At 53.6% G+C, this 24,738-nt stretch carries 18 protein-coding genes; 13 read left to right on the plus strand and 5 right to left on the minus strand.

The genetic code is table 11. The features are described 5' to 3' along the window. Nucleotides 1-27: 27 nt before the first annotated feature. Genes AC6RNO_RS07465 through AC6RNO_RS07475 form a run of 3 tightly spaced genes read right to left on the minus strand, consistent with a single transcriptional unit; the run spans nucleotide 28 to nucleotide 5,236 of the window. Nucleotides 28-894, minus strand: coding sequence for a carbohydrate ABC transporter permease (locus AC6RNO_RS07465; RefSeq protein ID WP_474682646.1), 867 nt, complete (start codon nucleotides 892-894; stop codon nucleotides 28-30). A 42-nt stretch (nucleotides 895-936) separates the two neighbouring features. Beyond that, nucleotides 937-1,899, minus strand: a complete 963-nt coding sequence (locus AC6RNO_RS07470) for an ABC transporter permease subunit (protein WP_497105084.1) — start codon at nucleotides 1,897-1,899, stop codon at nucleotides 937-939. Nucleotides 1,900-1,930: 31 nt separating this feature from the next. Continuing rightward, complete coding sequence (locus tag AC6RNO_RS07475; RefSeq protein WP_497105085.1) at nucleotides 1,931-5,236, minus strand: glycosyl hydrolase; 3,306 nt, start codon at nucleotides 5,234-5,236, stop codon at nucleotides 1,931-1,933. A 290-nt stretch (nucleotides 5,237-5,526) separates the two neighbouring features. On the opposite strand from AC6RNO_RS07475, the gene AC6RNO_RS07480 reads away from it, so the two are divergent. Further along, nucleotides 5,527-6,357 carry a YhjD/YihY/BrkB family envelope integrity protein gene (locus AC6RNO_RS07480; protein ID WP_497105086.1) on the plus strand — a complete coding sequence of 277 codons (831 nt, stop codon included), beginning with the start codon at nucleotides 5,527-5,529 and terminating at the stop codon, nucleotides 6,355-6,357. An 894-nt stretch (nucleotides 6,358-7,251) separates the two neighbouring features. Here AC6RNO_RS07480 and pyk read toward each other — a convergent pair. Next, a complete protein-coding gene (gene pyk, locus AC6RNO_RS07485; RefSeq protein WP_497105087.1) occupies nucleotides 7,252-8,664 on the minus strand; it encodes a pyruvate kinase in 1,413 nt (470 codons plus the stop codon). A 118-nt stretch (nucleotides 8,665-8,782) separates the two neighbouring features. Here pyk and AC6RNO_RS07490 point away from each other — a divergent pair, with 118 nt between their 5' ends. Next, complete coding sequence (locus AC6RNO_RS07490) at nucleotides 8,783-9,565, plus strand: helix-turn-helix domain-containing protein (RefSeq protein ID WP_497105088.1); 783 nt, start codon at nucleotides 8,783-8,785, stop codon at nucleotides 9,563-9,565. Between the two features lie 779 nt (nucleotides 9,566-10,344). On the opposite strand, the gene AC6RNO_RS07495 is transcribed toward AC6RNO_RS07490, so the two are convergent. After that, nucleotides 10,345-11,304 carry a stalk domain-containing protein gene (locus AC6RNO_RS07495; RefSeq protein ID WP_497105089.1) on the minus strand — a complete coding sequence of 320 codons (960 nt, stop codon included), beginning with the start codon at nucleotides 11,302-11,304 and terminating at the stop codon, nucleotides 10,345-10,347. A gap of 355 nt (nucleotides 11,305-11,659) precedes the next feature. Here AC6RNO_RS07495 and AC6RNO_RS07500 point away from each other — a divergent pair, with 355 nt between their 5' ends. Genes AC6RNO_RS07500 through AC6RNO_RS07550 form a run of 11 tightly spaced genes read left to right on the plus strand, consistent with a single transcriptional unit; the run spans nucleotide 11,660 to nucleotide 24,738 of the window. Further along, nucleotides 11,660-14,395 carry a prolyl oligopeptidase family serine peptidase gene (locus tag AC6RNO_RS07500; RefSeq protein ID WP_497105090.1) on the plus strand — a complete coding sequence of 912 codons (2,736 nt, stop codon included), beginning with the start codon at nucleotides 11,660-11,662 and terminating at the stop codon, nucleotides 14,393-14,395. 19 nt (nucleotides 14,396-14,414) lie between these two features. Beyond that, nucleotides 14,415-14,690, plus strand: a complete 276-nt coding sequence (locus AC6RNO_RS07505; RefSeq protein ID WP_488435863.1) for an acyl carrier protein — start codon at nucleotides 14,415-14,417, stop codon at nucleotides 14,688-14,690. Beyond that, nucleotides 14,687-16,024, plus strand: coding sequence for an ATP-grasp domain-containing protein (locus AC6RNO_RS07510; RefSeq protein ID WP_497105091.1), 1,338 nt, complete (start codon nucleotides 14,687-14,689; stop codon nucleotides 16,022-16,024). The genes AC6RNO_RS07505 and AC6RNO_RS07510 overlap by 4 nt, the downstream gene beginning before the upstream one ends. A 17-nt stretch (nucleotides 16,025-16,041) precedes the next feature. Continuing rightward, nucleotides 16,042-17,169 (plus strand): UDP-glucuronosyltransferase, encoded by a 1,128-nt coding sequence (locus tag AC6RNO_RS07515; RefSeq protein WP_497105092.1) that lies wholly within the window; start codon nucleotides 16,042-16,044, stop codon nucleotides 17,167-17,169. A 4-nt stretch (nucleotides 17,170-17,173) separates the two neighbouring features. Next, the gene (locus AC6RNO_RS07520) at nucleotides 17,174-18,349 is read left to right on the plus strand and encodes a radical SAM protein (protein ID WP_474682635.1); all 1,176 of its coding nucleotides are present in this window, start codon (nucleotides 17,174-17,176) and stop codon (nucleotides 18,347-18,349) included. Nucleotides 18,350-18,362: 13 nt separating this feature from the next. Then, nucleotides 18,363-19,364, plus strand: a complete 1,002-nt coding sequence (locus tag AC6RNO_RS07525) for a Gfo/Idh/MocA family oxidoreductase (RefSeq protein ID WP_497105093.1) — start codon at nucleotides 18,363-18,365, stop codon at nucleotides 19,362-19,364. Nucleotides 19,365-19,390: 26 nt separating this feature from the next. After that, complete coding sequence (locus tag AC6RNO_RS07530) at nucleotides 19,391-20,377, plus strand: ATP-binding cassette domain-containing protein (protein WP_497105094.1); 987 nt, start codon at nucleotides 19,391-19,393, stop codon at nucleotides 20,375-20,377. Next, nucleotides 20,374-21,177 (plus strand): ABC-2 family transporter protein, encoded by an 804-nt coding sequence (locus tag AC6RNO_RS07535; RefSeq protein WP_497105095.1) that lies wholly within the window; start codon nucleotides 20,374-20,376, stop codon nucleotides 21,175-21,177. Before AC6RNO_RS07530 ends, AC6RNO_RS07535 begins: the two co-directional genes overlap by 4 nt. 6 nt (nucleotides 21,178-21,183) lie before the next feature. Continuing rightward, entirely contained in the window at nucleotides 21,184-21,996 is an 813-nt protein-coding gene (locus AC6RNO_RS07540) for an ABC-2 family transporter protein (RefSeq protein WP_497105096.1), read from the plus strand. Between the two features lie 14 nt (nucleotides 21,997-22,010). Further along, nucleotides 22,011-23,327, plus strand: a complete 1,317-nt coding sequence (locus AC6RNO_RS07545; RefSeq protein WP_497105097.1) for a type III PLP-dependent enzyme — start codon at nucleotides 22,011-22,013, stop codon at nucleotides 23,325-23,327. 16 nt (nucleotides 23,328-23,343) lie between these two features. Beyond that, nucleotides 23,344-24,738, plus strand: coding sequence for a preATP grasp domain-containing protein (locus tag AC6RNO_RS07550; RefSeq protein WP_497105098.1), 1,395 nt, complete (start codon nucleotides 23,344-23,346; stop codon nucleotides 24,736-24,738).

Consider the following 24,738-nt stretch of genomic DNA (forward strand, 5'->3'; position numbering starts at 1 on the left):
AGCTGAAATCCTCTACCTGATGCCTGCTTATCCCTTGACTGAGCCGACCATAGCCCCTTTGGCGAAATGCTTTTGCAAGAACGGATATACGAGCAGAATCGGAATCGTGGCGACGATAACGGCGGCCATTTTGAGCGTTTCCGACGGCGGCGCGACGGTGGTTGCGTCCATGCGCAGATCGGCGTTATTGGCGTTCAGCAAAATGTTTTGCAGCATAACCTGGAGCGGCCATTTGGCCGAATCGTTGATATAAATGAGCGCGTTGAAAAATTGATTCCAGTACGCTACCGCGTAAAACAGTCCGAAAGCGGCCAGCGACGGGAGAGACAGCGGCAAAATGATCCGGAAAAACGCAGTCAAGTCGTTGCAGCCGTCCATCGCAGCGGATTCCTCCAGTTCGGCGGGAATGCTGTCGAAGAAGCCTTTCATCAAAATCACGTTCCACCCGCTTGCCAAAGCCGGAAGAATGAGCGCCCACAGGCTATCGATCAGCTTCAGCTCGCGAACGAGCATATAGTTCGGGATGATCCCCGGATTGAACAGGATAGTCAGCAGGATCGCCAGCAAAATCAGCTGTCTGCCGCGCATTCTTTTGCGGGAGAGCGCATAAGCGAGCGCCGAGGTGACGATCAAGCTGCAGGCGGTTCCGACCAGCGTCACGTATATGCTCACGGCGATCGATTTCGGAAAGGCCCCCGTCGCCATCAGAAATTTGTACGATTCCAGCGACCAGACGCGGGGGAACAGCACGAAGCTTTTTTTCAGATATTCGGTCGGGTCCGTAAAGGAAACGACGAATACGTAGTAAAGCGGAAAAAAGGTGGCGGCCGCTACCAGCCCCAATACGACGATATTGATGAGTTGAAAAAGACGGTTTCCTAACCCTGGTTTCATAGTGTCGTCCTCCTGCGAATCGTTAACCCGATCTTCATAACATTAATACACGCCTTCTTCGCCCATTTTTTTGGCGATCCAGTTCGCCAGCACGACCAGGGCCAGCCCTACGACCGATTTGAACAATCCGGCGGCGGTGCTGTAGCTGAACTCGCCCTGCTGAATGCCGACCCGGTACACGTACGTATCGAACACTTCGGCCACCTGAGAGACAGCGCCGTTGTACATCAGAAATACTTGCTCGAATCCGACATCGAGCATATGGCCGAGCCGCAGTATAAGCAAAGTGATGATCACGTTGCGAATCGCCGGGAGCGTAATGCTCCACATTTGGCGCAAACGCCCCGCGCCGTCGATTTTGGCAGCTTCGTATACTCCCGGATCGATACTAGCCACAGCCGCGAGGAACAAGATCGTGCCCCAACCGCATTCCTTCCAAATCGACTGAGCCGTAAGCATCAACCAGAACGAATCCGGGTTTGTCAGAAAGTCGATGCGGGAGAGGCCGATGCTTTCCAGCATTTTATTGACGAGCCCCTCGCCCTTGGCGAACAGCAGGAAGGTTAAGCCTGAAATAATGACCCAGGATAAAAAGTGCGGCATATAAATAATCGATTGGACGACCCGCTGGTATACTACGCTGCGCAGCTCGTTCAGCAGCAAGGAAAGCACGATCGGCAGCGGAAAAAACAGGATCAGATTGAGCAGGTTGATCGCCATCGTGTTGCGGAACAGCAGCATGAAGTCGGGGTTCGAGAAAAAGCGCTGAAAATGCTCGAAGCCGACCCATTCACTGCCGGTAATCCCCGCAAAGGGGGAGTAGTTTTGGAAAGAAATGACAACCCCCCACATCGGGATAAATTTGAAAATGAGGAAAAACAGAATGCCCGGCAGCGCCAGCAGATACAAATATTTATCGCGGAGCAGGTCTCTGGCTAATCCGCCTTTGCGTTTGCTATAGGAAATGCCGGCATTTATCTGCTTTTGTTGGAGTGATGATGCCATCCATGCCGCGCTCCTTTCTCGGGTTCAAATGTTAAAGCCTGCCGTTCACGGGCTTCAGTTCATGCTTGGCATAATCGAAATATTTGCCTTCAAGGAGCCCTATGAGCGTATTGGTTACGCGCACCTCGATTTCGTTGCCGCCCTGGCGGAGCAAGCTTGTGTTTCCTGTGAAACGGTAAGGCATCCAGGCGCGGGCTCCAAGGGAATGGCCGTTCACGAGCACCTCCGCCACCTCATGGAACTGCGGGTCCAGTCCCTCGAACGAAAGCTCGAAGGCCGCGGCATCCGGCAATACGTCCAGCTCTACCGTTCGAGTGAACGAGAGGGTGCCGGCAAAATAAGGGAACCCCGGATAAGGTCCCGCAGCCAGCGGCTGCTTTTGTACGGCGGGCGGCTTCAGCACCGGACGCCGGTCGTCATCGAAGCCGACATGGAAAGCTCCGGTAATGTAAAGAGCATCGACAAGCCCGTTCCAGTCGTGTTCGATGTCCACGTCAACGGCTATCGTGTTTACCCCTTCTTGCAAATAGGGGGCAATATCGCAAGCTATGTTCATATGATCGTACAGGAAGCTCCGCTCAAAGGCCGGCTTCTCCAGACGATGGCCGTTGATCAGGATGGCTCCGCTGCCGGACACTGCGCCCTGGTCCATGACGAGCCGGGCCTTCTCCGGCGTCTGCCGGGCGATAAACGAAGCGGCGTAACGCGCTTGAAGCGGATAAGCGAGCCCGATGCGCATCGGGGTGCCGAACAGCTGGCTCATCTGCACGGGCAGATTCGTCGAAGCCGCGAGATCGGCGCACTGATCGATGAACGTTTTCACCTGCACCTGAGCCGGCGCGCCTGCCAACGAGCCGTCCGGCTGCGCAATCGTGAGCTGGAACGTGTCGAAGCGGACGGCGTTGTCCTGCTCCGTGCGCAGCGTCCACAGATCTTTGTCCGAGGCGGCGATGGGCAGACGCCACGGGCTGGCGGTGGCCGCCGGGGCGAGGGCCGCTGCGCTGCGGCCGACGCGGGTCAGCCGGAACAGCCGGGACTCGTAGGGAGCCAGCGCCACCGGCAGGCTCCAGACCGTCCCGTCCCGGCGGGCCGCCGCCGATGTTTCGCTGCCGCTATCCAGCGACAGCTCCGAGAAAGCGATGGCGTGCAGATCGCCATCTTCAGTGCCGGTTCCGGCCCACAGCGCAGCCGTAACCTGCAATGACACCTCGCGGCGCGCCTCTTCCTGGTTGCTGACGAACACCAGGAAGGCATCCCCGGCGATGCGCCGCGTCTGCATCAAGATCCCCCACCGGCCGCAGGCGGGGGTCAGCTTCACAGCCAGCGGCTGCAGCTCTTCGAGCAGCGCTGTCATCTTGCCGAGCGCCGCCGGTGCCGCGGCGTCGGTGGTGAAGGGCAAATGGTACGCGTTCGCCGCCGTACCTTTGGACCAATTCGCCGGCTCCGCTTCCCGGGAGGAGCCGCTCCAAAACTGTTCGCCGGACGCTCCCGGCAGACCGAACGCACTTGCCATCGCGGCGGCGTCCTCCCGCCGCGACGGCTCAATCGCCTGGTACGGCAGCTGCCCCATGCTGATGACGGTGCCGCCTTGCGCTAGGAAAGCTTGCAGCTTGGCCCAGGCGCCGCTCTCCAGATTCGTGACGGGAGGCACGATGACGATGGAATAGCTTGCGGCGCCCAGCGTGACATGCCCGTCTTTTACGTCCGCTTCCGCCAGCAGTTCGGCATCGAGATGGTCAAAATCTCTGCCGCTCATCGTCAGCTCGTTGCAAATGCGTGTCCACCAAGCTTTTAAATCGGTGAGCTTCCGCTTTTCCTCCGCTTGATTGCCGCCGTAATCGAAATGATGGAACGGATTTCCCATGTGCGCCCACAGAGATGTCGTCGGCTGCAGCACGGCCGCTTTAATATCCGCTTGCCCGCAGCTCATGACATAACTGATCCGGCCAACGTAGTCGCCGAGCTGTTTGAAATGTTTCCAATACGGATTTTGCAAAAATTGCGAAGGGGGAGCGTCGTGCTTCGTCAATCCGTCCAGCGTATAGAAAAAGGCATGGAAATTGAAAAAATTGGTCCCCTGCGCGGCCATCCGGTCGATCATCCATTTCGCATCCTGCAAAGTCATCGACCAGCCGACGCTGTGGAAACACTCGATCAGATTGCGTTCCCTGTTCAATTGGCGGGCGAGGGAGCTGACCATTTTGGCGCTGCTGCGGAAGCTTTCCGGATGGTTGTTCAAAATCCAGTCAAGCGGCCTGCCCAGCTTCTCGTGAGCGGTATCCCCGCCCGGCACATGGCTGTACAACTGCGTCGTGTGCCTTACCGAAGGCACTTCGGTGACATATTGCAGTCCGTGCCGCTCGCACCAATCATGGACTTGCTTATGGTAAGCGCCGAGCAGCAGCAAATGGACGGCTTGATAATAGTCGTAGCGAACCCTGGCTGCGTCATCCGCCTCCTCGTAGAGCAGGGCGTGAAGATGCTCCCGTAGATCGTAGCCGTTGCGCTCCAGGAAAAAGGCGGGCAGCTGCGGCGACCACGGAATGCTGCCCAAAAGGCCGATTTCATCCGTAAATATCCCCCGAATCGTAGTCCCGAAATAGTCCCCGAAATGCTGTGCGTATTTGTCGTGCGTCAGCCGGATGAAGGTCTCCATCGCTTCCCGGTTGCATGGGTCGACGAATGTGCCGTAATATTTGAAATCTTCGATTTCCTGCTCTTGCACGACCAGCACTTCCCATTCGCCGGGAGGCGCGGTCCATTCGATCTTTTGAACGGTGCGGTATGTGAAAAAACGCTTCTGGTTGTAAGCCGTCAACCCCGCTTTCTGAAAAATCGGCTCCGCCTGAAAATTCCCGATCGAGGCGCGCACGTCCACGGCTTCCTGCCATATTTTCTCCCCGCTAGAGGTAACGGGAACGGCTTTGGCGTACAAAATCCGCGCCCACGGCAGCTCGGCCGACCAATGTTCCCCGCCCCGGACCCGCTGCGCGCGGTGCGTCAACGTGTAATGCTTGGCTTCCGGATGCTCCAGCGTGACTTCCCCTCCCGCGATTCCGCTGGGATAAGGGTATTCGTCGTACAGCCAAACGCCCAGATGTTTGCGCTTCGCCGCTTCCAGGGCGACCCGCACTTTTTGAAACCATGCTTCGGACAAGTAGGGGATTTGCAGCCCTTGACGCGCGCACACGAAAAAACCGCCCACGCCCTTGTCCGCCATTTCATCGATCTGATGCCGGATTTGATCGTCTTCCATCTCCCCGTTCCAAAACCAGAACGGATGAATCCGGTACGCCGAGTCCGGCTGCCGAAACGATTGCATGTTGAAGTCGGCCATCTTTTTGTCCTCCTAGATAGTTGAAATTGCTTTAACTGTAAAGGAAGCGGCTCTTGCAGCACAATCGTAATATTTTTGCGGACCGGTTACGGGGGCTGAGACTATTTTGCACGCTTTGCACATCCTTGCAGTTCGCCCGGGAGTCCGGCGGTCGGAGCTGCGGGTTCATCGGACAGACTTCTGGAACCGGAGCCCTGAAACCACAAAAAATATTGGTAAAATGGGCGAGGGAAAGCCATATTAACCTGTAACGGGAAACTCCATTTCAAAGCGAAAGGAAACGGATCGCGATGAGGATCAAAATTCCGTCCTACTTCAAAGCGCTGTGGCGGCAATTTCAGCGGGACGACGCTTTGGGGCTTGCCGCGCAATGCGCATACTATTTTTTGCTGTCGGTGTTTCCCTTCCTGATTTTTATCATGAGTCTTTTCGGTTATTTGCCTATAGAGACCAAGGATGTCCTGGCTCTGCTCGAAGAGTACGTGCCTCAAGAGGTCGCGCGGGGGATGGAGAAAAGCATTGTTGATTTGCTGGATGTAAAAAGAGGGGGCAGCCTTTCTTTCGGGCTGATTTTGTCTCTTGTGAGCGCCAGCGCGGCGATGAATTCCATCGTGCTCGCCGTGAACAAAGCGTACGGGCTGCCTGAGCGCAAAAGCTTCATTCATTCCCGCTTGCTGGCTGTGATGCTGACCGTCGGCATGCTGATCGTCATCGCCTCGGCCTTGCTGCTGAGCGTCTTCGGACAATGGATCGGCAACTGGATGCACGTTCATGTCCATGTCCCGAAAGCGCAAATTGAAGTGTGGAACGTCATGCGTTGGGTCATCAATTTCATTATTTTATTTATCGTTTTTACCGGTATTTATTACATAGCTCCGAACACTTGTCTGACTTGCAAAAGCGTCCTTCCCGGCGCCTTGTTCGCGGGGGCGGGCTGGCAGCTTACATCATGGGGCTTCTCCTACTATATCAGCCAGTTTACCAATTACGGCGCAACTTACGGGAGTCTGGGCGGAGTCATCGTGCTTATGACCTGGTTCTACATATCGGCGCTCCTCATTATCGTGGGCGGGGAAATTAACGCGACAGGCCATATTCGCCACCAGCAAAAGCTGGGCTGAACAACAGTCATAACCACCGGCTTAGCCGGTGCTTCCATCAGCCCTGTAAATGCCTCCGCCTAACCAATGGTGCTCGTTTGGGATACTATGAAATCCTGCGAATGATTGAGATTTTGTGAGGTTTCCCCATAAATACGAGGGAGGGCATGTTACAAACAAGCGTCTCTAAGGCGCGCTCAAAGTTTGCCGACCGCGTGCTGCGACGTTACTATGCGTAAGCACGGCCAACCCCCTGAAAAGGGGACTCCCGCCCTTTTTCCACTGGCTCACCTGTAAACAGGTTGCCCCATCATTTTGGGTTCGTCCGTCCGGCGGCAGACAGGAATGGGGATGTTCGGCGACTGCAGACTCGCGTGCTCGATCTCCAATCGGGCTGTGTCGGGTGGATGCTGTAACCGGTTGCCGTGAGATGGCCTATTCGGGCTGTTGAGAAAGTCTGACAGGTTTCCTCTCAGATTAATTTTTATGTGGGGGCCACTCATCTCGAAGAGAAAAATTGATTTAAAACGATCTGAGAGGGATATTTAGCTCATACTTTTGGTGCTTTTTTTGAGCATCCAGGAAAAAAAGGGGTTTCTCAACAGCCTGCTAGTGCAGTCCCTTTTACGCTTTTCTATATGATTTTTCGCATACAAAAGTCATCTTTTACCACTGCAGGGCACGATTATGTTCGGTTTTTCATACTTATTTTTCGATTTTACGAAATCAGCACAATTTCTGTATGAAATTTCGAACAGTTTTCCACGATTCGCAAGTGGCAGCGGTTTCCAGACCGGCTCCCCTCTTATCATTCGAGTTCAAGGGATGTCTACTCATAGCTATAAGCTTTACCGAACCCCCAGTCGACGTATACAAAAAGAACGCCGATCTTGGGGATCGGCGCTCTTTTGCGGATTATACTCGTTCCACTTTCAACAAGTTTGTCGTGCCTGATTTGCCGATCGGGATACCGGCGGAGACGATGGCGAGATCGCCCGGTTTCACATAACCGAGACCTTCCGCCTGCTGGATCGCGGAACGGATAATTTGGTCGGTCGAATCGTGCTGCTCGCCGAGGATCGGGGTAACGCCCCGGACCATGCTGAGCAAATTGATGACCGGCTCGTTCGAGGTGACCGCCAGCACCGGGGCGGACGGTTTGTACTTCGCGATCATTCTCGCGGTAAATCCGCTCTCCGTCGGAGCCAGAATCGCAGCCGCTTGCAGCCGCTGAGCGGATGAAACGACGGCTTGGCAGATCACTTCCGTAATTTCATTCGTAAGTTCGCTGTCAAGCTCCAGCGCGGCGTTGTGCTCGATGGATTGCTCGGTGCGCTCGGCGATGGCGGCCATCGTTTTTACGGATTCGACGGGATATTTGCCTGCCGCGCTTTCGCCGGAGAGCATCACCACGTCGCTGCCGTCCAGAACGGCGTTGGCCACGTCGCTGACTTCGGCCCGCGTAGGGCGCGGATTGCGCTGCATCGAATCGAGCATTTGCGTAGCGGTAATAACCGGCTTGCCGGCCCGGTTGCAGGCGCGGATCATCTCTTTTTGCGCAATCGGCACTTCTTCCGTCGCGATTTCCACGCCCAAGTCACCGCGCGCTACCATAATGCCGTCGGAAGCTTGCAAAATGTCCGCGAAGTTCGTCATGCCCTCTTCATTCTCGATTTTGGAAATAATCGGCGTGCGGCCCGCCTGATGCTTCTCGAGAATTTCTCTGACGGCTCTGACATCGTCTCCGTTTCTGACGAAAGACATGGCAATGATGCCGATGTTCTCCTGAACCCCGAACTCGATATGCTGGATATCCCGCTCGGTTACGCCCGGCAGGGATGTCCGAATGCCCGGCAGGTTGACGCCCTTGCGCTGCTTGAGAACGCCTCCGGTCAGGACGCGGCACATGACATCGGTTCCGCTTGTTTCGACGACTTGAAGCTCGATGGAGCCGTCGTCAATAAGGACGATAGCGCCCGGCTTCACGTCCTGCGGAAGCCCTGGGTAGTTGACGGACACGCGGTTGCCATTGCCCATAATTTGCTGTGTGGTCAGCACGAAAGTTTGATCTTTAAACAAATCATAGGACGCCTCTTCCAATTGTCCGATGCGGATTTCCGGCCCTTTGATATCCATCAGGATCGGTATCGTGACTCCCATATCCCGAGCGGCTTCGCGGACGGCAGCAATTCTGCGGCGGTGCTCATCCAGATCGCCATGGGCCATATTCAAGCGCGCGACGTTCATGCCGGCGGCGATCAGCTCTTTCAAAACAGGTACGGAATCGCATGCAGGGCCTAACGTACAAATGATTTTCGTCTTTCTCATGATCGGTTCATCCTTTCGGGTTGAATTTACTTGTTGGCTTCATTCTAGTACGAAAGGTGAAAAACGGATATGAAATATAGTATGATCTATGTATCATAGTATTATTGGCGGTGTTCGCATGCAGGTCGTTTCTCTTGTTTACGATAAAAGCAGCAATTGGTATGCGGAAGAGACCCATTCGCATTCGGCATGGACGCTGGTGCTTGTCTGCTACGGGAAATGCGTCTACTGGATCCACGACAAAAAGGTCGTATTGGAAAAAGGGCAGACGCTGCTCATTCCGGGAGGAGTCCCGTACTACGGCAAAAGCGTGCCCACCCTGATGCACGAAAAATATACGGTCCGCTTCGAACCGGAGCAGGCCGCAGAGGCGCTTCCTTTGCTGCGGTCCGCAAACTATTTGTGCTGCGCAACCGGCAAATATGAACTAATTCTGGAACGCATCCGCACGATGTACGAGCAGTGGAGCGAACGGAAATCGTACTATTTTGCGATGTGCGAGGCGCTGCTCCAGGAAGTGCTTGTACACATGAACAGGGAGCATGATCAGGGGGCCGTCTCGCATGCTTTGCAGCATTTGGTCGATCAGATGAAGGAATACATTCAGAACCATTACCGGGAGCAAGTCACGAAGGAGCTGCTTGCCGAAGCGATCGGCAGGTCACCGAACCACACGGCGACGATGTTCCGCAAAGTGACCGGACAGACCATCAGCGAGTACGTGCATGCGATGCGCATCAAAACCGCGGTCTACATGCTGCGGCACTCGGCCCTGACCGTCACGGAAATCGCGGAATTCGTCGGGTACGGCGATCCGTCGTATTTTTACCGCGTGTTCAAGCGCATAACGGGGGAAGTGCCGACGAGCTACTTGTCCGACCGCGAAGCGGTGCGGAGGTAACGGGACGGCCGCCGTCATGAGACGCCGCACTGCGCACTGGGAGCTGCACACGGTGCGAAACCGCAATGTACTCCAAAGTCGCCGCTGCCGTTTGTTAAACGCCCGGTAGCGTTTGGCGGTCTTCGGCCTCTGGATTTTACTGGAAACCCTCGGGAAACGAAAATCAGACTGTTGAGAAAGTGACAGGTTAGGTGGAGCCAGAGGGGGGCTTAAATTGGGGTGCGGCCGGTCTTTTCCAATGCATCTCTCCAGAGCGGGTTATGGCGTTGTTGTAAAGTGGGTGACGGATCTCCGCTTCGCCGAACAGATCGAGCGAAAGCAGGTTGTGGCGTTGTGCAGTGAGGGGGATAAGAGAAAAAAACTGCAAAAGTGCAGGTTTTCTCTGTGAAAAAGGCCCATTTTGGCGAAAAGCCTGCAAAAGTGGAGGGATTTTTGCTGAAAGTGGATCTGAGCCCATGTGTTCGGGGAAAACCTGCACTTTTGCAGGAATTGTTCGTGGCCAGCGCTCAAAGACGCAAATTCATGTATTTTTGCAGGTTTTCTTCGCGCAACCAAGCAGATTGTGGGCTACCACCCCTGACGCGGAGGTGCCTGACTTTTGCAGTTTTTTCGCATCGCGCGCAGCCAGGCAGATTGTAGCTATCGCCTCTGACGCGGGGGTTTTTGGGCATCCCAGCGTGCTGTGTTGCGCTGCATGATGGCGGTCGGTCGACCACTTCGCGCGGCGCTGTCGATTTGCCGGGAAGTCCCCATCAGGCTTGGGCCGGCGGGGGATTTTGCTACTTAAGCTGGCCTGTCTCTTTGAGGTATTGCTCGACCAATTGATCGGCTTTTATAGTACTTGGTGCCAGCCAGTCAGCGTATATATCACCGAAAGTGTTTAATAAAAAATCATCCGTATATTGGTTGCTGAATGTACCGAATAATTTATAAAGATCCCCCAGCTTAGTCTTCCTTTTCTTCCCGTCTTCATCTGTCCATTCAATAATCTGGTTTAAATCTTGTGTTTGAATCGGCTCCAGTTTTACCGTCAAATAAGTCCCGTTTCGCTGAAAATATATGTTTGCTTCCTGCTCATAACGGTGTCCTTTTAACAATTGCCAACCTTGCATATCTCCTTCAGCAGGAACCGCGTACATTCCGCTCGCAGGAACGGGGTCACTTTTCACATCTTGCTTTGGAGCTTCTTGAGGGGGAGTTTGTGTTTCGCTGTTAGGAGGGAATTGGTGAGTTGTCTTCCCTATGTATACCGTACGCTCTGCCGAGTCGAAGTTGACCGGGTATTTCATCATTTCAGAAACGGCCCTGAGAGGAACAAAAGTAGTTCCGTTATATAAAATATTGTCGGAATTCAACTCAGTACCGTCGACTTTAATCGTTATCGCGTTTAAATGGACACTGATGGAAGTGTTCGATTTTTCCAATATAGGATCATGGCTGGGGGTAGCGGGAGCCGCATCCCAAGGGCCGACATCGGAGCTAATGGGTCCGATATATACCGTTTTGCTGTTGCCGAAATAATTAATAGGCAGACTCAGCATGGCGGAAACATCGCGAATAGGCACGTAAGTAGTTCCATTGTACAAAATATTGTTGCTGCTAAAAGGCTGATCGTTGACTTTAATAGCAACCTGGTTGATGCCGATATCGATTTTTTGGGGTTCGGCAGCCGCGAGGGCAGGGGATTGTGCGAGCAGCACAGCCGCTAGAGTGAGTCCGGCAATTTTTGCTTTGGCCATTTTAGCATCTCCGTCTCTATATAAAAATGCATGCAGATTTTGTCAATTTATAGTATATCGGGTTTGGGTCGTTATTACCACATTTTTGAATTCGCTTTCATGGATCGTATGTCGCTGACCTTAACGTAAATTGCAGGTGGTGTTCGATCGGAAAGGGGGAGGGAGGTAAGCGGAGGCACGTTTTTAGCAGTTTTCATAAAAATTACTCCATCTAAAATTGCCCGCATGGGCTGAAATTTTTATCAACCAATGGTGAATTTCAGAATAATGAGAAATTTTAATCAATTCTACAAAATTCTACAAAAGTAGTGTTTTTTTGATGGAGGATATTAGAGGTTCTTTGGAGAATGTTGTTTTGCATACCGGATTATGGAAGAATCATGCCGGTTTGTCGACGATCTGGAACAAAAGGAGGGATTTGAGAGAAGAATCTTGTCATGAAGTTCAAATGGAGATGGAAGAAAGGATGACCATGCTATTTAAACATGTCGAGGAAGCAACAACGGTGGTGAAAGATGCACCGGTCCACATAGCGGCTGCTTTTGGGCTTGGACCGGTAAAGGTGCCCAAAGTGAAGGGAGGGCTGGGAACCGAGCTTCGGGAAGAGCTCCCGGACGGTCCGATCATCCTGAAGGACGGGGCTTCGCTGGAATGGAAGCAGGGAGAAGTCTGCGAATGCCGATTGCTTACCCAGATCGACAGCAGAGGTTTTGAATTGGATTTATCTCAATACCCGGCACTTGCCGAGGATGAAACTGTATATCTAGTTGCGAACCTAAGGTGCGAGTTAGAGCAGGAGACCGTCTTTAGAGCTTTCAACATATTCGGTCGAATTTGGCTGGACGGCAGGCTTGTATTTCATAATTATTTTTCTGCGTCGTTTCGGCTCTTGTTGACGGAAGGCGACCATACGATCGTTATAGCATTGAACAATCCGACCAACGACAGGTCGCTTCGCATCAGCGGCGCAGGTGCGGAGCAAGGGAGCTCTGCTGCACTTGCGCAGGAGCTTGTCGAACGTAATCTCAGGCATAAGCTGCACTTGATCGGGGGCAAGCGTCAAGAGGAAGCGGACCCTCTGTTGGTTTTTTATTTGCTGCGGTTGGATCGTATCGGCATACCGGAGCAGGAAGACGTATGGGTCGAGGTCATGAACGACGAAGACAGTGTCATCGACAGGTTCAAGACGAAGCTGGAGCACCAAATTGTCTATGATATGACCCGAGCAATAGAGCAGACGAACTATGTTGTTCGAATGGCGATTCATTATAAGGATACGGATGGCGGAGTGCATGTGTTTGAGCACAAGGAGCTTGTGCGGCCGGTGTCCGGACTTGTTCTTGAGCTGGAACGGCAGTATGAGGGATTGCTTGCCGAGAGGGCGCTTGATCAAGAGGATCGCACGAATTTGCAGGGACTGCTGGGGGACATTCGGCAAATTGCGTTGATGGAATGGAAACAAATTCAATTTTTTCAAGTCCGGGTAGTGAGTGAGTACTGGGCAGTTTGGCGGCAATGCCTTGAACTGCTCAAGCGGGGAGAGCACTACCTTGATATCGTTGCGGCCAATCGGCTGGGCGAAGGATACTTTTATTCCCGGCTGGACGGCAGTCTTGAGCGCTATACCGTATGCTTGCCGAAGCATTATTCCCGGGACCGTGCCTATCCGCTTATTTTTCTGTTGCCGGGCGTCAGGTACGAACTGGATCTTCCGGGTTTTCGCGACATGCAGTTTGGAACCCGGATGGATGAAGAAGCGATTTACGCCACCGTGTCCAGCCGCGGGGTGACTTTGGGCAGCTATATCGGCGAAGCCTCGTTTCTTGAGGCGTTTGACGTGATTAAGCAGCGGTTTGCCATTGACGAGAACCGCATTTATTTAACGGGATATTCCAATGGCGCCTATGCTTCCTGGGCTTTGGCTCAAGCGCACCCTTCCCGGTTTGCGGCTATCGCCGTATTGGCGGGAGAGCCTCATCCGGAGCAATTGCCGAATCTCGGCAACATGCCTGTACTGAACATATGCGGGGATCGGGATTATTTGGTCGAGGAAGGGTATCGGCACCCGGAATCCGTACTTGGCGGCGGTCTCTACGAAGGTATATTGGAGACAAACTCCAATCACTTGGACATTTTTCCGTACCATTATCTTGACGCGGTGTTCCGCTGGATGCTGCAATGGCGCAGAAACCCGTATCCATCCAAAATTGTGTACCGAACGGAGCGGGGGCGGCACAACCAAACGTATTGGCTGCAAATTACGAAAATGAACGAAGGCTCCCCGTATGCGCAAGTGAGCGGGGAAATGACCGGGGAGTCAACCTTTGTCCTGGATGCCGTTCATGTCGACGAATTCAAGCTTACCCTGCCGGACCGGCTTGAGTCCGCAGATGTGGAAGTGACGCTTCAGAATCAAAGCTTCTTCTTGGACGCAACGAATAAACGCGCATTTATTTTTGCGAACGAAGCGGGCCGTTACCGGCTTAAAGAGGAAACGACGGCGTCCTGCAAAGGATCGAACCATGGAATGGGCGTGCTCGGAATCTATATGGATTCGCTCCAAATTGTGATTCCCTCACAGTTCGCCTCGCCTCAAGAGGAAGAAAGCGTGCGGACGGCGGCGGCTGTGTTGGCAAGACCGAAGACGAATGCCTGGGACCCGAATATTGTCGTCCAGTATCCGATTGTCAGCGCGGACACGCTTTCGGATGAGGAGGCAGGGGCGTCCAATCTAATCTGCATCGCCACCCGTCTGCACGACCATGAGGTGCTCCGGCGGCACCAAAACAAGCTGCAAATCGCATGTGAAGAAACCGGATACGGGATGTACGGCTCTTTCACCAAAGGGGATTACTGCATCCTGTTCATACAGCCGAATCCGGCGAACCCGAACAAATACATGCTGGTTGTCGCAGCAAATCGGCCCGAAATGTTTAACCGGAATATTATCACGCGCAAGATGGTGATTCCGGGTTACTTCAGCGGGCTGCATCAATATCTCAACCGGGAGATCATCGTCTATGACGGGGCTCTGAAGGCAATGAATTTTCATGATGTTCGTGCCTCCAGTCAAATAGCATCCGAACAATAACCAATTGAAGGGAGAATGAATGATGAGAGAACGAATTATTCAAATGATTAGCGAGGCCAAGAACGATCCGTCACTGCTGCAATCGCTGAACGGCGATTCCAGCATATTGCATGATTCCGGCATGGAGTCATTGCAGTTGATTCACTTTATTTTGCGGGTAGAGGAAGAGTTTGGGGTCGAAATCGACTTCGATCAGTTTGATATGCGGCATTTGGAGTCTGTGGACGCTTTTTGCGCTTATGTTGCCTCGGCACAGCCACAACCTCAAGCCCAGCTCAGCGAGAACATCCAATGAGCCGGTCGGGTGCGCACAGAAAGGTTCACTGCGGCACTTTCGACGCGGAGCAGTATTGGCGAGATCCTAATCTCGCCAAGCTGCCGGGGCTGCCTGACGCGGACAATCTTCGGATCGTTTCGGCGATGGACGAGCTGTTGTTTGCGTTTTGCGAAGAAGGCGACGTGCTGCTGACGCGCAGCGCAATGGATCAAGCGCATTATCAATATTTAAAAGATATCGGGTTTGATTTTGCGGTCAACCGCCATGCCCTGGAACAGCATCCCGCACAGGATAACGGGAAGTGCGTCTTTCAACTGCTGTGCGAGGCCGATGCGCAGACCCTTGCGGGGCTAATTCCGGAGGGCGCGGAGCTGGAGCCCTTTGCGGCGATTCCGTTTGTCAGGGAGGCGAGCGAAAGGTTCGGCTTGACCTGCCGTATCCCCGGGATGGAAACGATCCGGACGGTCAATTCAAAGGCATATTCCACGCAGATGCGGGACCGACTGTCGATCCGAAACGATGCTTTGGAGGTTAGCGGAGGCGAGGACGTTCAAAGCAAAGGATGGGAAATGCTGCGTCAGGGTTCTTTTCTGATCAAGGATAATTACGGCGTATCAGGCAAGGGCAACCTGTTTGTCGACTCCGAAAGTATATGGGAGCGCATCGTCAGCTACGTGACTGCGCAGGAAAGGAAAGGGAAGCAGGCCCATTTTATTTTGGAGCCTTTCCTGGAGAAGGCTTTCGACTTTTCGTGCCAGTTTAGCATTGACGAACAGGGCGGGTACCGCCTCTTGTCTTTGCAAAAGCTCGCCAACGACGGGTTTGCCTACCAGGAGTCCTACACGCCGGAAGCGTCGTTTCTCGAAGAGCTGGAGGAGACCGGGTACTTCGATTTGATGAGGCGTACTGCGGAGGCGCTGTACCAAGACGGTTATTTCGGCCATGTTTGCATCGATTCGATGAAGCTGAAGGACGGCACATTTGTGCCTATCGTGGAGATTAATGCCCGCAAGTCGATGAGCTTGATCAAGCATCGGATCGATTGTTACCTGGAACCGCAGGGTGTGCAGGGCAATTTACGGCATTATTCGCTCTCCATCAACAACCCCGGGCTGCAGTTCGAAGAAGTGCTGGCGAGGATGGAGGCGGCAGGTCTTCTGTTCCGGCCGGGTCAAGCGGGAGGCGTGATCCCGCTGACAGCCAATACGCTGACCATTAATCAGAGGGCGGATAAGCTTTACAAGGGGAGGATTTACGTTTCCGTGGTTGGGAGCGATGCGCAGCACCGCAAGAAGCAGGCTGATTCGCTTTTGGACTTACTCTCCGGACTTTCGCTGCAGCAAATTCATTGACAAGGGGGATCGATGTCATGACTTTAGCCAATAAACGGACCATTCTGGCCTCCGGATTCGGACTGGGCTTCTACATTCCGGCTCTGCTGTTGAAGAGCCGGCTGGATCTGCGAAGCATCCCGTCCGAGGTAGTTGTCTTCGAGCATTTGCTGCAAAAGGACAAGAAAGGCAAAATCGCCGAGAGCCGCCGGGATTACCACGCGAACTTCGCCGTAGCCAAAATCGCGCAGAAACTGCCGATGGATATCCGGGACAGTCTGGACTTTGAAGCTGTGGACAGGCTGCTGGACGAATGGGAGCGCGAAGGCCGGAGCGAGTTCGTCGCGCTTTCGGGACATTGGGTGTACGTGCTCGACAGGTATCGGGAGCGGATAGGGGCCGGGCGCTTGAAGGCCGACCTGCTGTATGTGGATGCGGCTCTCTCCCCCTCGTGGAAAAGCTTGCAAAAACAACTGCCCGATTACAGCGACAGGTACCGGGAAATATGGCTGTACGACACGGTAAAGCCGGATATCCTCTACAGCCTGCCCGTTTCGAACGAGGCGCCCGTGCCCTATGCGGAACGCCCCGAACGCCTGGTGGTTCATGGCGGCGGATGGGGAATGGGCACCTACCTCGGCAAAACGGCCGAATTGGAGGCGCAGGGATACGGCCTCGATGTTGTCGTCGCGGGAGCGGGCGAATCGACCGACCATCCGCAGCACCGTTATTATACGATCGATCCGTCGTGGGAGGCATGGAACAAGGAAGCCGGACAGACGGAGCACACGTTCCCAAGGGTGGGGCAGATTCGCCCGGGAGAGCCGCTGAAATTAGTCGGCAAACCCAATCACAACCTTTTGCACGATGTCATCCGGCAAGCGAAGGCGATCATCAGCAAGCCGGGCGGAGGAACGTTGATCGATTCGCTTAGTTCCGCAACGCCGGTCGTATTTTTGGAGCCGTTCGGACCGCATGAGCAAGTGAATGCTGCTTTGTGGGAGCAGCTTGGTTACGGCATTTCCTACGAGCGTTGGAAGCAGGCAGGCTTCCGGACCGATGCGCTGGAGCCCTTGCACGAGAGATTGCTCGAACATAAAGGCAAATATGAAGAATACGCCGATCATATGCTAGAGGAGCATCGGCTAAATCAAAGGATGGGGTGATTGTATGCAACCGAAAAGCAGTGTGGTCATGGATGATAAAGCATTCGATTTGATGAAACGAACAATGAGGAATATGGCGGTACCTTATCGGGAACGCCTGAAAAATCCGTTATATAAATCGCCTGTGCCCGAATCGCTGGGCATTAAGCTGACCAACCGCTGCAATTTGCGGTGTATCCACTGCTTCCAATGGAACGAAGACGGGTACCACCAGAATATGGACAAGGAAGAACAGAACATGGACATCGATCTCGACGTCTTCCGCGGTTTGTTGGAAGAGACGCGGGAAGCCAAGTCGCGCTTGTATTTGTGGGGCGGCGAGCCGATGATCCATAAGCAATTTGACAAAATTCTCGATATGCTGGCGGAAGACCCGCGGGAAATGACGATTTGCAGCAACGGATTGCTGATGGATAAATACCTGGACGGCATTATCCGCATTTCTCCCCATCTCGAACTGTTAATAGCTGTCGAAGGGTTGGAGACGGAGCATGATTTCATTCGAGGCAAAGGGACTTTCGGCAAAACGATGAAGCAGATCGAGCGTCTGGTGGAGCTGCGCGATCAGGGAATCTATAAAGGCCGCATATCGGTCCATTCGGTTATCAATGAAGGGATGATTCCCAAGCTGTACGAACTGCTGGAGTTTTTCGAAGAGAAGCGGCTGGATCTGGTGATTCTGTGCTTCCCTTGGTATATCTCGAAGGAAACGTCCGGGCAGATGGACCGCTATTTTGCCGAGAAATTCAGCTGGCTGCGCCAATTGGACGAGAGTCAAATCAACTCCTGGCATGCGTTCAAATACCAGATGAATCCGGAGTATGTGGAAGCTTTGATGGCATCGCTCAAAAAAATCAACGATCGGGTATGGAATATCCGCGTTCGCTATCAGCCCGGACTCGATTACGATGAAATCGAATCCTTCGTCCGCGGAGAGGCGATGACAAGCCGCTGTGCTACTACGTGTCTGGCGCTGTCTACCCGTGCGGACATTTTGCCGACAGGCGAAGTCACTGCCTGCAAATTTTTCTCCGAGTTTGGGGTCGGCAATTTAAAGGAACAGAGCTTGAAGGAGATTTGGGATTCCGAGAAATACGAAAGAATCAGAGAAATCATCAACGTGGAAGGGCTGACGCCGGCTTGCTCCAAATGCAGCGTCCTGTATTTGCACGGAATTTAAGGAGTGACGTTCCATGAGCGAGAAGAGAGAACGGCAGCGCATCGGCGTGATCGGTTGCGCTGCCATCCTTCCCCGCGTGCTGCTTGATCCCGTCAAGGATATCGGGCACCTGGAGGTATACGGGCTGTCCAGCCGCACCAGAAGCAAGGCGGAGGCCTACGCCCAAACCCACGGCGTCCCTGTCGTGTACGATAGCTATGACGCCCTTTTGTCCGACGATCGCATCGATTTCGTATACATTTTGCTGTGCAACGATCTTCATGCGGAATGGATCGTCCGGTGCATGGAGGCCGGCAAGCATGTCCTGGTTGAGAAGCCCTTGTGCCTGACCGGCGAGGAAGTTCGGCGGATTCAAGAGGCTTGCCGGCCGGGCCGGGCGCATCTGCTCGAAGGGCTGATGGTGCAGCACCATCCTTGGCAGCAGGCGATGAAAGAGATGATCGAAGACCGGCGCTACGGCCGGCTTCGCAAGATCGAATCCAGAGTCAGCTTTTTGCCGAAGGAGAGCTTCGCAGACAACTACCGCAGCGATCCGGCGCGCGGAGGCGGTTCCTTCTATGATTTGGGCTGTTACTGGCTGCAATTTCTGCAGGCGACCGTAGGGTTGCAGCCCGAATCCTGCCAGGGACATTCGAAGTTTGACGGTCCCGGAGGCTGCGACTGGACGTTTCACGCCGAGCTCCGCTATGCGGAGGGGGTAGAGGCGTCGCTTGTCACGTCTTTCGAGATGCCTTACAAGGCAGCGCATGTCCTCCACTTTGACGATGCTACTGTGAGCATCGACGATTTTTTTCGGGCAAATCTCGGTCATTACCGGATCATGCTCAAAATAGTGGATAAACATACGGGCAGCATGGAGAAAACGGTATTCGAACCGCAAAATTATTATGTCAACCAGTTGAATTTCTTTAGCGATGTGATTGCGGGCATCAAGGATAATGTTTCACCGGAAGCGTCATTCGAGCGGATTCTCCTGCAGGAGAGGATTTATCATTCGGCCCGGCAATCCGTATAACCAGAAGAGAAAGGCAGGCAGTCAGCATGTCGGCAATCGTCGTCCGTCATTTGTCCAAATCGTTTCGCTACTACAAGAAAGAAGTGGGGCTGGCCCACTCGCTCCGCAATTTGTTTTATCGAAAGCCGCTAATCAAGGAAGCCGTGAAAGATATCTCGTTTGAAATCGCCGAGGGGGAAGTGGTCGGTTTTCTGGGCCCCAACGGCGCAGGAAAAACGACGACTCTCAAAATGCTGTCCGGCATTTTGTTTCCGACCGACGGTCAAGCGGCGGTGCTGGATTACGTGCCTTGGGAACGGAAGAGAGCGTTCAAGCGTCATTTTTCCATCGTGATGGGCCAGAAGAGCCAACTGTGGTGGGATTTGCCTGCGAACGAGTCGTTCCATCTGAACAAACATATCTACGAGCTGGAGGAAAAAACATTTCAGCGCACCTTGCAGGAACTGGCGGAACTCCTTGATGTAACGGATCTGCTGAGCGTACAGGTTCGCAGATTGTCCCTCGGCGAGCGGATGAAGCTGGAGCTGATCGCAGCGCTGCTGCATGAGCCCCGCGTGCTTTTCCTGGATGAACCGACCATCGGCCTGGATATTTTGTCGCAGCGGAAAATCAGGGAATTTCTGAAATACTACAACCAGTTGCGGAGAACGACCGTGATTTTGACCAGCCACTACATGAACGATATCGAGGATTTGTGCAAGCGGACGATTATCATCAATCAGGGACGCGTAGCCTATGACGGCGATCTCGCGAAGGTGAACCGGCTGATGGATCAGACGAAAATCATGAAGCTCAAGCTGTCGGGCGCCGTCGATGCCGCAGATCTTCGGACTTACGGGAAAGTCAGGGAATGCACCGGACTTGAAGCGGTGCTGGAGGTGGACAAGCAGGAATTGACGGAAATCTCGATTGCGGTGCTGCGGAGTTTGCCGGTTATTGATTTTACGGTAGAGGACGTTTCGATCGAGGAAGGCATTGCCCTGCTTTATCAAAAAGGCGATGTCGAACCATGAGAAGATGGAAAAAGTATGCCAAGACGTTCGCCATGGGCTTGCAGAATGCGATGCAGTACCGCATCAACTTCGCGCTCAGCCTGCTGAGCTGCCTCTTCCCGATCGTGATCCAGATTTTTTTGTGGAACGCTGTGTTTAACAGCCATAAAGGGTCCGACGTGTACGGTTATTCGGAAGGGCAGATTATCGCCTATGCCATCATGGCGGCGTTGTTTTCGAAGATGGTGGCTACCGGCTTTGAATACGAAATCGCCACCGATGTGAAGAACGGGCAGCTTAGTAAATTCGTCGTTCAGCCGATCCGTTACGCGGCGTTTCGCCTTTGTACTTTTTTAGGCGAAAAGATGATGCATTTGGCCGTCATCGCAGTTGTCGCTGCAATTATCGTTGCGGTGATGCGGGATGTGATTCCTCTGCGAATGGATCGCATTGCGATTTGCCTGGCGGCGCTCGTTTTATCCGTTTTTATGAACTTTTTTATTTATTACTGTTTAAGTATGATCTCTTTTTGGCTGCTTGAGGTATGGGGAATCTTCCTGACATTCAGTTTGCTGGCCAATATAGCCAGCGGAGGGGTGTTTCCCCTCGATATGTTCGGCGATACGGCCCAGGTAGTGCTGAATTGGCTTCCTTTCAAGTACATTGTCTATTTTCCGGTAAGCGTGCTGCTGGGCAAAATCCCGTTTGAGCAGATGGTAAGCGGTCTGGGCTTCCAGCTTCTCTGGATCGCGGTGTTGGCGGCCGTTTCGATGCTGTTGTGGCGCAGCGGGATGAAGAAGTATGAATCGGCCGGGGGGTAGCGAAAGATGCGGAAGATGCTCAAGGAATGTAAAAGATACCTGCTTATCTACGGGGTGTTTGCCAGAAACAGTATCAGTTCCATGATGGAGTACCGGCTTAATTTTATATTCGGGATCATGATTGAGTTAGGCTTTTTGGCTGTCAAATTATCTTATGTGTACGTCATATACCGGATCGGCGTGCAGATCAACGGCCTGTCGCCTGACGAAATCGTTTTGTTTATCGGTACGTATACGATTATGGCGGGCGTGTATTCCACGCTGTTTTATACGAATTTTGTACAGCTTCCGGAACATATTCGGACGGGAACGCTGGATGTGATGATGACCAAGCCGATATCGCTGCAGTTCATGTCAACGATGCGCTCGATTGATATCGGGTTCTCGATCCCCAATCTGATCGGGGGAATCGCGATGGTGGTCTACGGATGGAACCGTTCGAACGTCCCGCTGACGCCGATGAATTTGATCGGTTTTATCGGATTCCTACTGATCGGGGTCATTGTGACCTATGCCGTATTTTTGCTGCCGCAGTTAGCCGCATTCTGGACGGTGAGAACGGGCGGGATCAATGAGGTTTCGAACGCTTTGTTCGATTTTAATCAAATGCCTATGGGGATCTATGGGAAAACCGTGCAGGGCGCCGGAACATTTTTGATTCCGGTGTTTCTGATTTCGAACTGGTCGCCTCTCTTTGTGCTGGATCGCATGAGTCCGGTTCAATTCTTGTGGGGGCTGCTGGCTCCGTTGCTGTTTATGCTGATTACAAGGGCAATTTGGAAAATCGCAATACGAAATTACACCAGCGCTAGCAGCTGAAGGGAGCGACTAAGATGAGTCCTACGGGAATGGAAAACCATAATGCCGGGAGCGGCGACGTATCGACGATTGTGGAGCAAAGACGGCTTGACGACGATCGATTGCAGAGTGTCATTCAAACGTACGGAACCCCGCTTTACATATATGATGCCGACTCGATTCGGCGTAATGCGGAAGATTTGCGATCTTGTTTTCCGAAAGAAGTGGATCTGTTTTATTCTTTGAAAAGCAATCCGCTCATCGGAATTGCCCAATTGCTGCGCAAGATCGGCTGCCATGTCGAAATCGCTTCCGGCGGGGAGCTTGCCTTGGCGCTCGCTGCGGGCTATCCGCCCGAGGAAATCATCTTCACGAGTCCCGGCAAGACTGTAGAGGAGCTGGAGTTTGCGGTAGCCACGGGGTTGTACAGCGTAAATGTAGAGAGTATCGAAGAGATTGCGATGATTCAAAGCATAGCGCAAAGAAATGGAGTTATCGCCGACATCGCGATTAGGATCAATCCGGATACGCAAGGGCAAGGGCAATCGGCCAGCATCCGCATGACGGGTGTTTCTTCCCAGTTCGGGATCGATGAGCGGCTTGTACCTGAAGCGATAGAAGCTGTTTTGCAGGCCGACCATGTGCGGTTGATCGGTTTCCACGTCTACGTGGGTACGCAAATTTTGCAGGAAGCCGCCATCATTCGGCAGTTCGAGGAGACGATTAAACTAGGACTGCGTTATATGGAACAATACGGCCTGAGGCTTGCCTTCCTGGATATGGGCGGCGGGTTCGGCGTGCCGTATTTTCCTCCTGAACAGGACATCGATTTGCCGCTGCTGAGGCAGGGGATTGCCGATGTATGGCAGCGGTACAAGGAGCGGCTGGCGGGTACCCGGGTAGCTATCGAGAGCGGAAGGTTTCTGCTGGCCGACAGCGGCGTGTTCGCCGTTAAGGTGCTGTACCGGAAGTCCTCCAAGGGCAGCACGTATCTGGTCTGCGACGGCGGCTCTAACCAGCATGCGTCATCGGCTTTTTTGGGGCGGTACATCCGCAACAATTTCCCGATGCGGGTGCTTGGCAAGGAAGTGCGGACGGAGGAAGTCTATGTAACGGGGCCGTTATGTACGGCGACGGATATTTTAGGGCAAAAAGTGCAGCTGCCGGAGGCGGAAGCCGGTCAAATCATTATTATCGAAAAATCGGGCGCCTACGGGCTTACGCACAGTCCGGCCATGTTTCTTAGCCATCCGCTGCCGGCCGAAGTGCTCGTAGACGGCGGCAATTGTTACCCGCTGCGCGAGCGGGGGCGTTTTGAGGACGCGCTGCGCGGGCAGTCCGGTCTATTTTGAGAGAGGAGGCGAGGGTATGCAGGAGTCTTTTTCTTTACTTCCGTGGCTGACTGCGGAACGCGATCGGGGGACGATTGTCTGGTTATGCAACATCGGAGCCGAGCAGTTCTGGCACCGTCAAAGCAAAGGGATCGTCGATCGCGAAGAGAACCGCGTTGTCGGGCGTATCGAGGAGATGAACTTGCTTCTTTGCCGCCGGCAGGATGTGCTGATCTTGCGCGAGCAGCCGGACGCCGCTTTTTTATCGGACCTTGCGGGGCGCGGTTTTGACATTCCGCGAATTTGGATTCCTGGCCAAACCGATGCGGAAACACCGATTTCTATGCTAGTGCTCAAGGACGAGCATTTGCTGCAAAAGCTGGGAGAGCTGCGTGACGAAAGCGAAGAAGTATATTTTGTCCCCTACGCAGTGACAATGCTGGAAGAAGAGATTGCGCAGCGAAGCGGGTTGACGCTGGCAGGTCCCTCTTCCGCGTTGGGGGCGAGGGTCAATGACAAAATCTTCAACCGGCAAATGGCCGAAGAGCTTGGATTTCCGGTTTGCCAAGGCGCAATCTGCGGCACCGTAGAGGAATTGCGGGCGCAGTATCAGGCGTTGAGACAGACGTGTTCGCAGGTGATCGTAAAGGAGCCTTACTCGGCATCGGGCAAAGGATTGTACCTGATCGACAGCGATGAGCGGTTCCATGCGCTCTGCAACCGGCTTTCCAGAATCGCGGGCCGTTCCGGCCACCCCGAGCATCCGTGGATCATCGAACAGTGGCTGGACAAGCGGGCGGATGTGAACATTCAACTGTTCGTTAACACCGACGGTTCGGTGGATGTGTTCTCGATCAAGCAGCAAATGCTTAACGGCACCGTGTACATAGGTTCCCTAACGCCGCCTCGGCTGGAGCCTGCTGCGATGCAGCGGCTTCAAGACTACGGAGTACGTATCGGGGCCTACTTGCACGGGATCGGTTACAGCGGAGTGGCCGGTGTCGATGCGATTATTACACGCGATGACGTCATTATTCCGATCATTGAAATTAACGGGCGCTTCACATTATCAACGTACTTGTCGTTCGTGCAGCGTATATTTGCCGGAAAAAAGCTGTACTCGCGCTATTTCCGGCTGGTCACCGATCATGCAGTCGATTATACCGCTCTGCGGCAAATACTGGCGCAGGACGGATTGCTGTACGAACAGGGAGGGGAAGGCATATTCGTGTACACTTCGGGAACCCTCCCTTCGATCAGCCTGTCCGGCGAGCAGCGCTATATGGGCCGCGTTTTTGCGCTGATCATAGCCGATGAATGGGAGACGGCGGAGCAGTTGGAGAATCGGCTGGAGCAGACCTTGCGCCGGTTATATGCCCAAACGCTTCCCGGAAGCCCGGCGGGCGGAGCCGCTTTTGCGCATACACAATGA

The sequence above is a fragment of the Paenibacillus sp. sgz302190 genome (assembly GCF_059820445.1).

Excerpts from the sequence above, each read along its gene's own strand:
- AC6RNO_RS07545 (WP_497105097.1), top strand. The coding sequence starts at position 22,011 with ATGAGTCCTACGGGAATGGAAAACCATAATGCCGGGAGCGGCGACGTA.
- AC6RNO_RS07540 (WP_497105096.1), top strand. The coding sequence starts at position 21,184 with ATGCGGAAGATGCTCAAGGAATGTAAAAGATACCTGCTTATCTACGGG.
- AC6RNO_RS07505 (WP_488435863.1), top strand. The coding sequence starts at position 14,415 with ATGATGAGAGAACGAATTATTCAAATGATTAGCGAGGCCAAGAACGAT.
- AC6RNO_RS07465 (WP_474682646.1), bottom strand. The coding sequence starts at position 894 with ATGAAACCAGGGTTAGGAAACCGTCTTTTTCAACTCATCAATATCGTC.
- AC6RNO_RS07475 (WP_497105085.1), bottom strand. The coding sequence starts at position 5,236 with ATGGCCGACTTCAACATGCAATCGTTTCGGCAGCCGGACTCGGCGTAC.
- AC6RNO_RS07535 (WP_497105095.1), top strand. The coding sequence starts at position 20,374 with ATGAGAAGATGGAAAAAGTATGCCAAGACGTTCGCCATGGGCTTGCAG.
- AC6RNO_RS07470 (WP_497105084.1), bottom strand. The coding sequence starts at position 1,899 with ATGGCATCATCACTCCAACAAAAGCAGATAAATGCCGGCATTTCCTAT.
- pyk (WP_497105087.1), bottom strand. The coding sequence starts at position 8,664 with ATGAGAAAGACGAAAATCATTTGTACGTTAGGCCCTGCATGCGATTCC.
- AC6RNO_RS07525 (WP_497105093.1), top strand. The coding sequence starts at position 18,363 with ATGAGCGAGAAGAGAGAACGGCAGCGCATCGGCGTGATCGGTTGCGCT.
- AC6RNO_RS07515 (WP_497105092.1), top strand. The coding sequence starts at position 16,042 with ATGACTTTAGCCAATAAACGGACCATTCTGGCCTCCGGATTCGGACTG.
- AC6RNO_RS07480 (WP_497105086.1), top strand. The coding sequence starts at position 5,527 with ATGAGGATCAAAATTCCGTCCTACTTCAAAGCGCTGTGGCGGCAATTT.
- AC6RNO_RS07495 (WP_497105089.1), bottom strand. The coding sequence starts at position 11,304 with ATGGCCAAAGCAAAAATTGCCGGACTCACTCTAGCGGCTGTGCTGCTC.
- AC6RNO_RS07510 (WP_497105091.1), top strand. The coding sequence starts at position 14,687 with ATGAGCCGGTCGGGTGCGCACAGAAAGGTTCACTGCGGCACTTTCGAC.
- AC6RNO_RS07530 (WP_497105094.1), top strand. The coding sequence starts at position 19,391 with ATGTCGGCAATCGTCGTCCGTCATTTGTCCAAATCGTTTCGCTACTAC.
- AC6RNO_RS07520 (WP_474682635.1), top strand. The coding sequence starts at position 17,174 with ATGCAACCGAAAAGCAGTGTGGTCATGGATGATAAAGCATTCGATTTG.
- AC6RNO_RS07550 (WP_497105098.1), top strand. The coding sequence starts at position 23,344 with ATGCAGGAGTCTTTTTCTTTACTTCCGTGGCTGACTGCGGAACGCGAT.
- AC6RNO_RS07490 (WP_497105088.1), top strand. The coding sequence starts at position 8,783 with ATGCAGGTCGTTTCTCTTGTTTACGATAAAAGCAGCAATTGGTATGCG.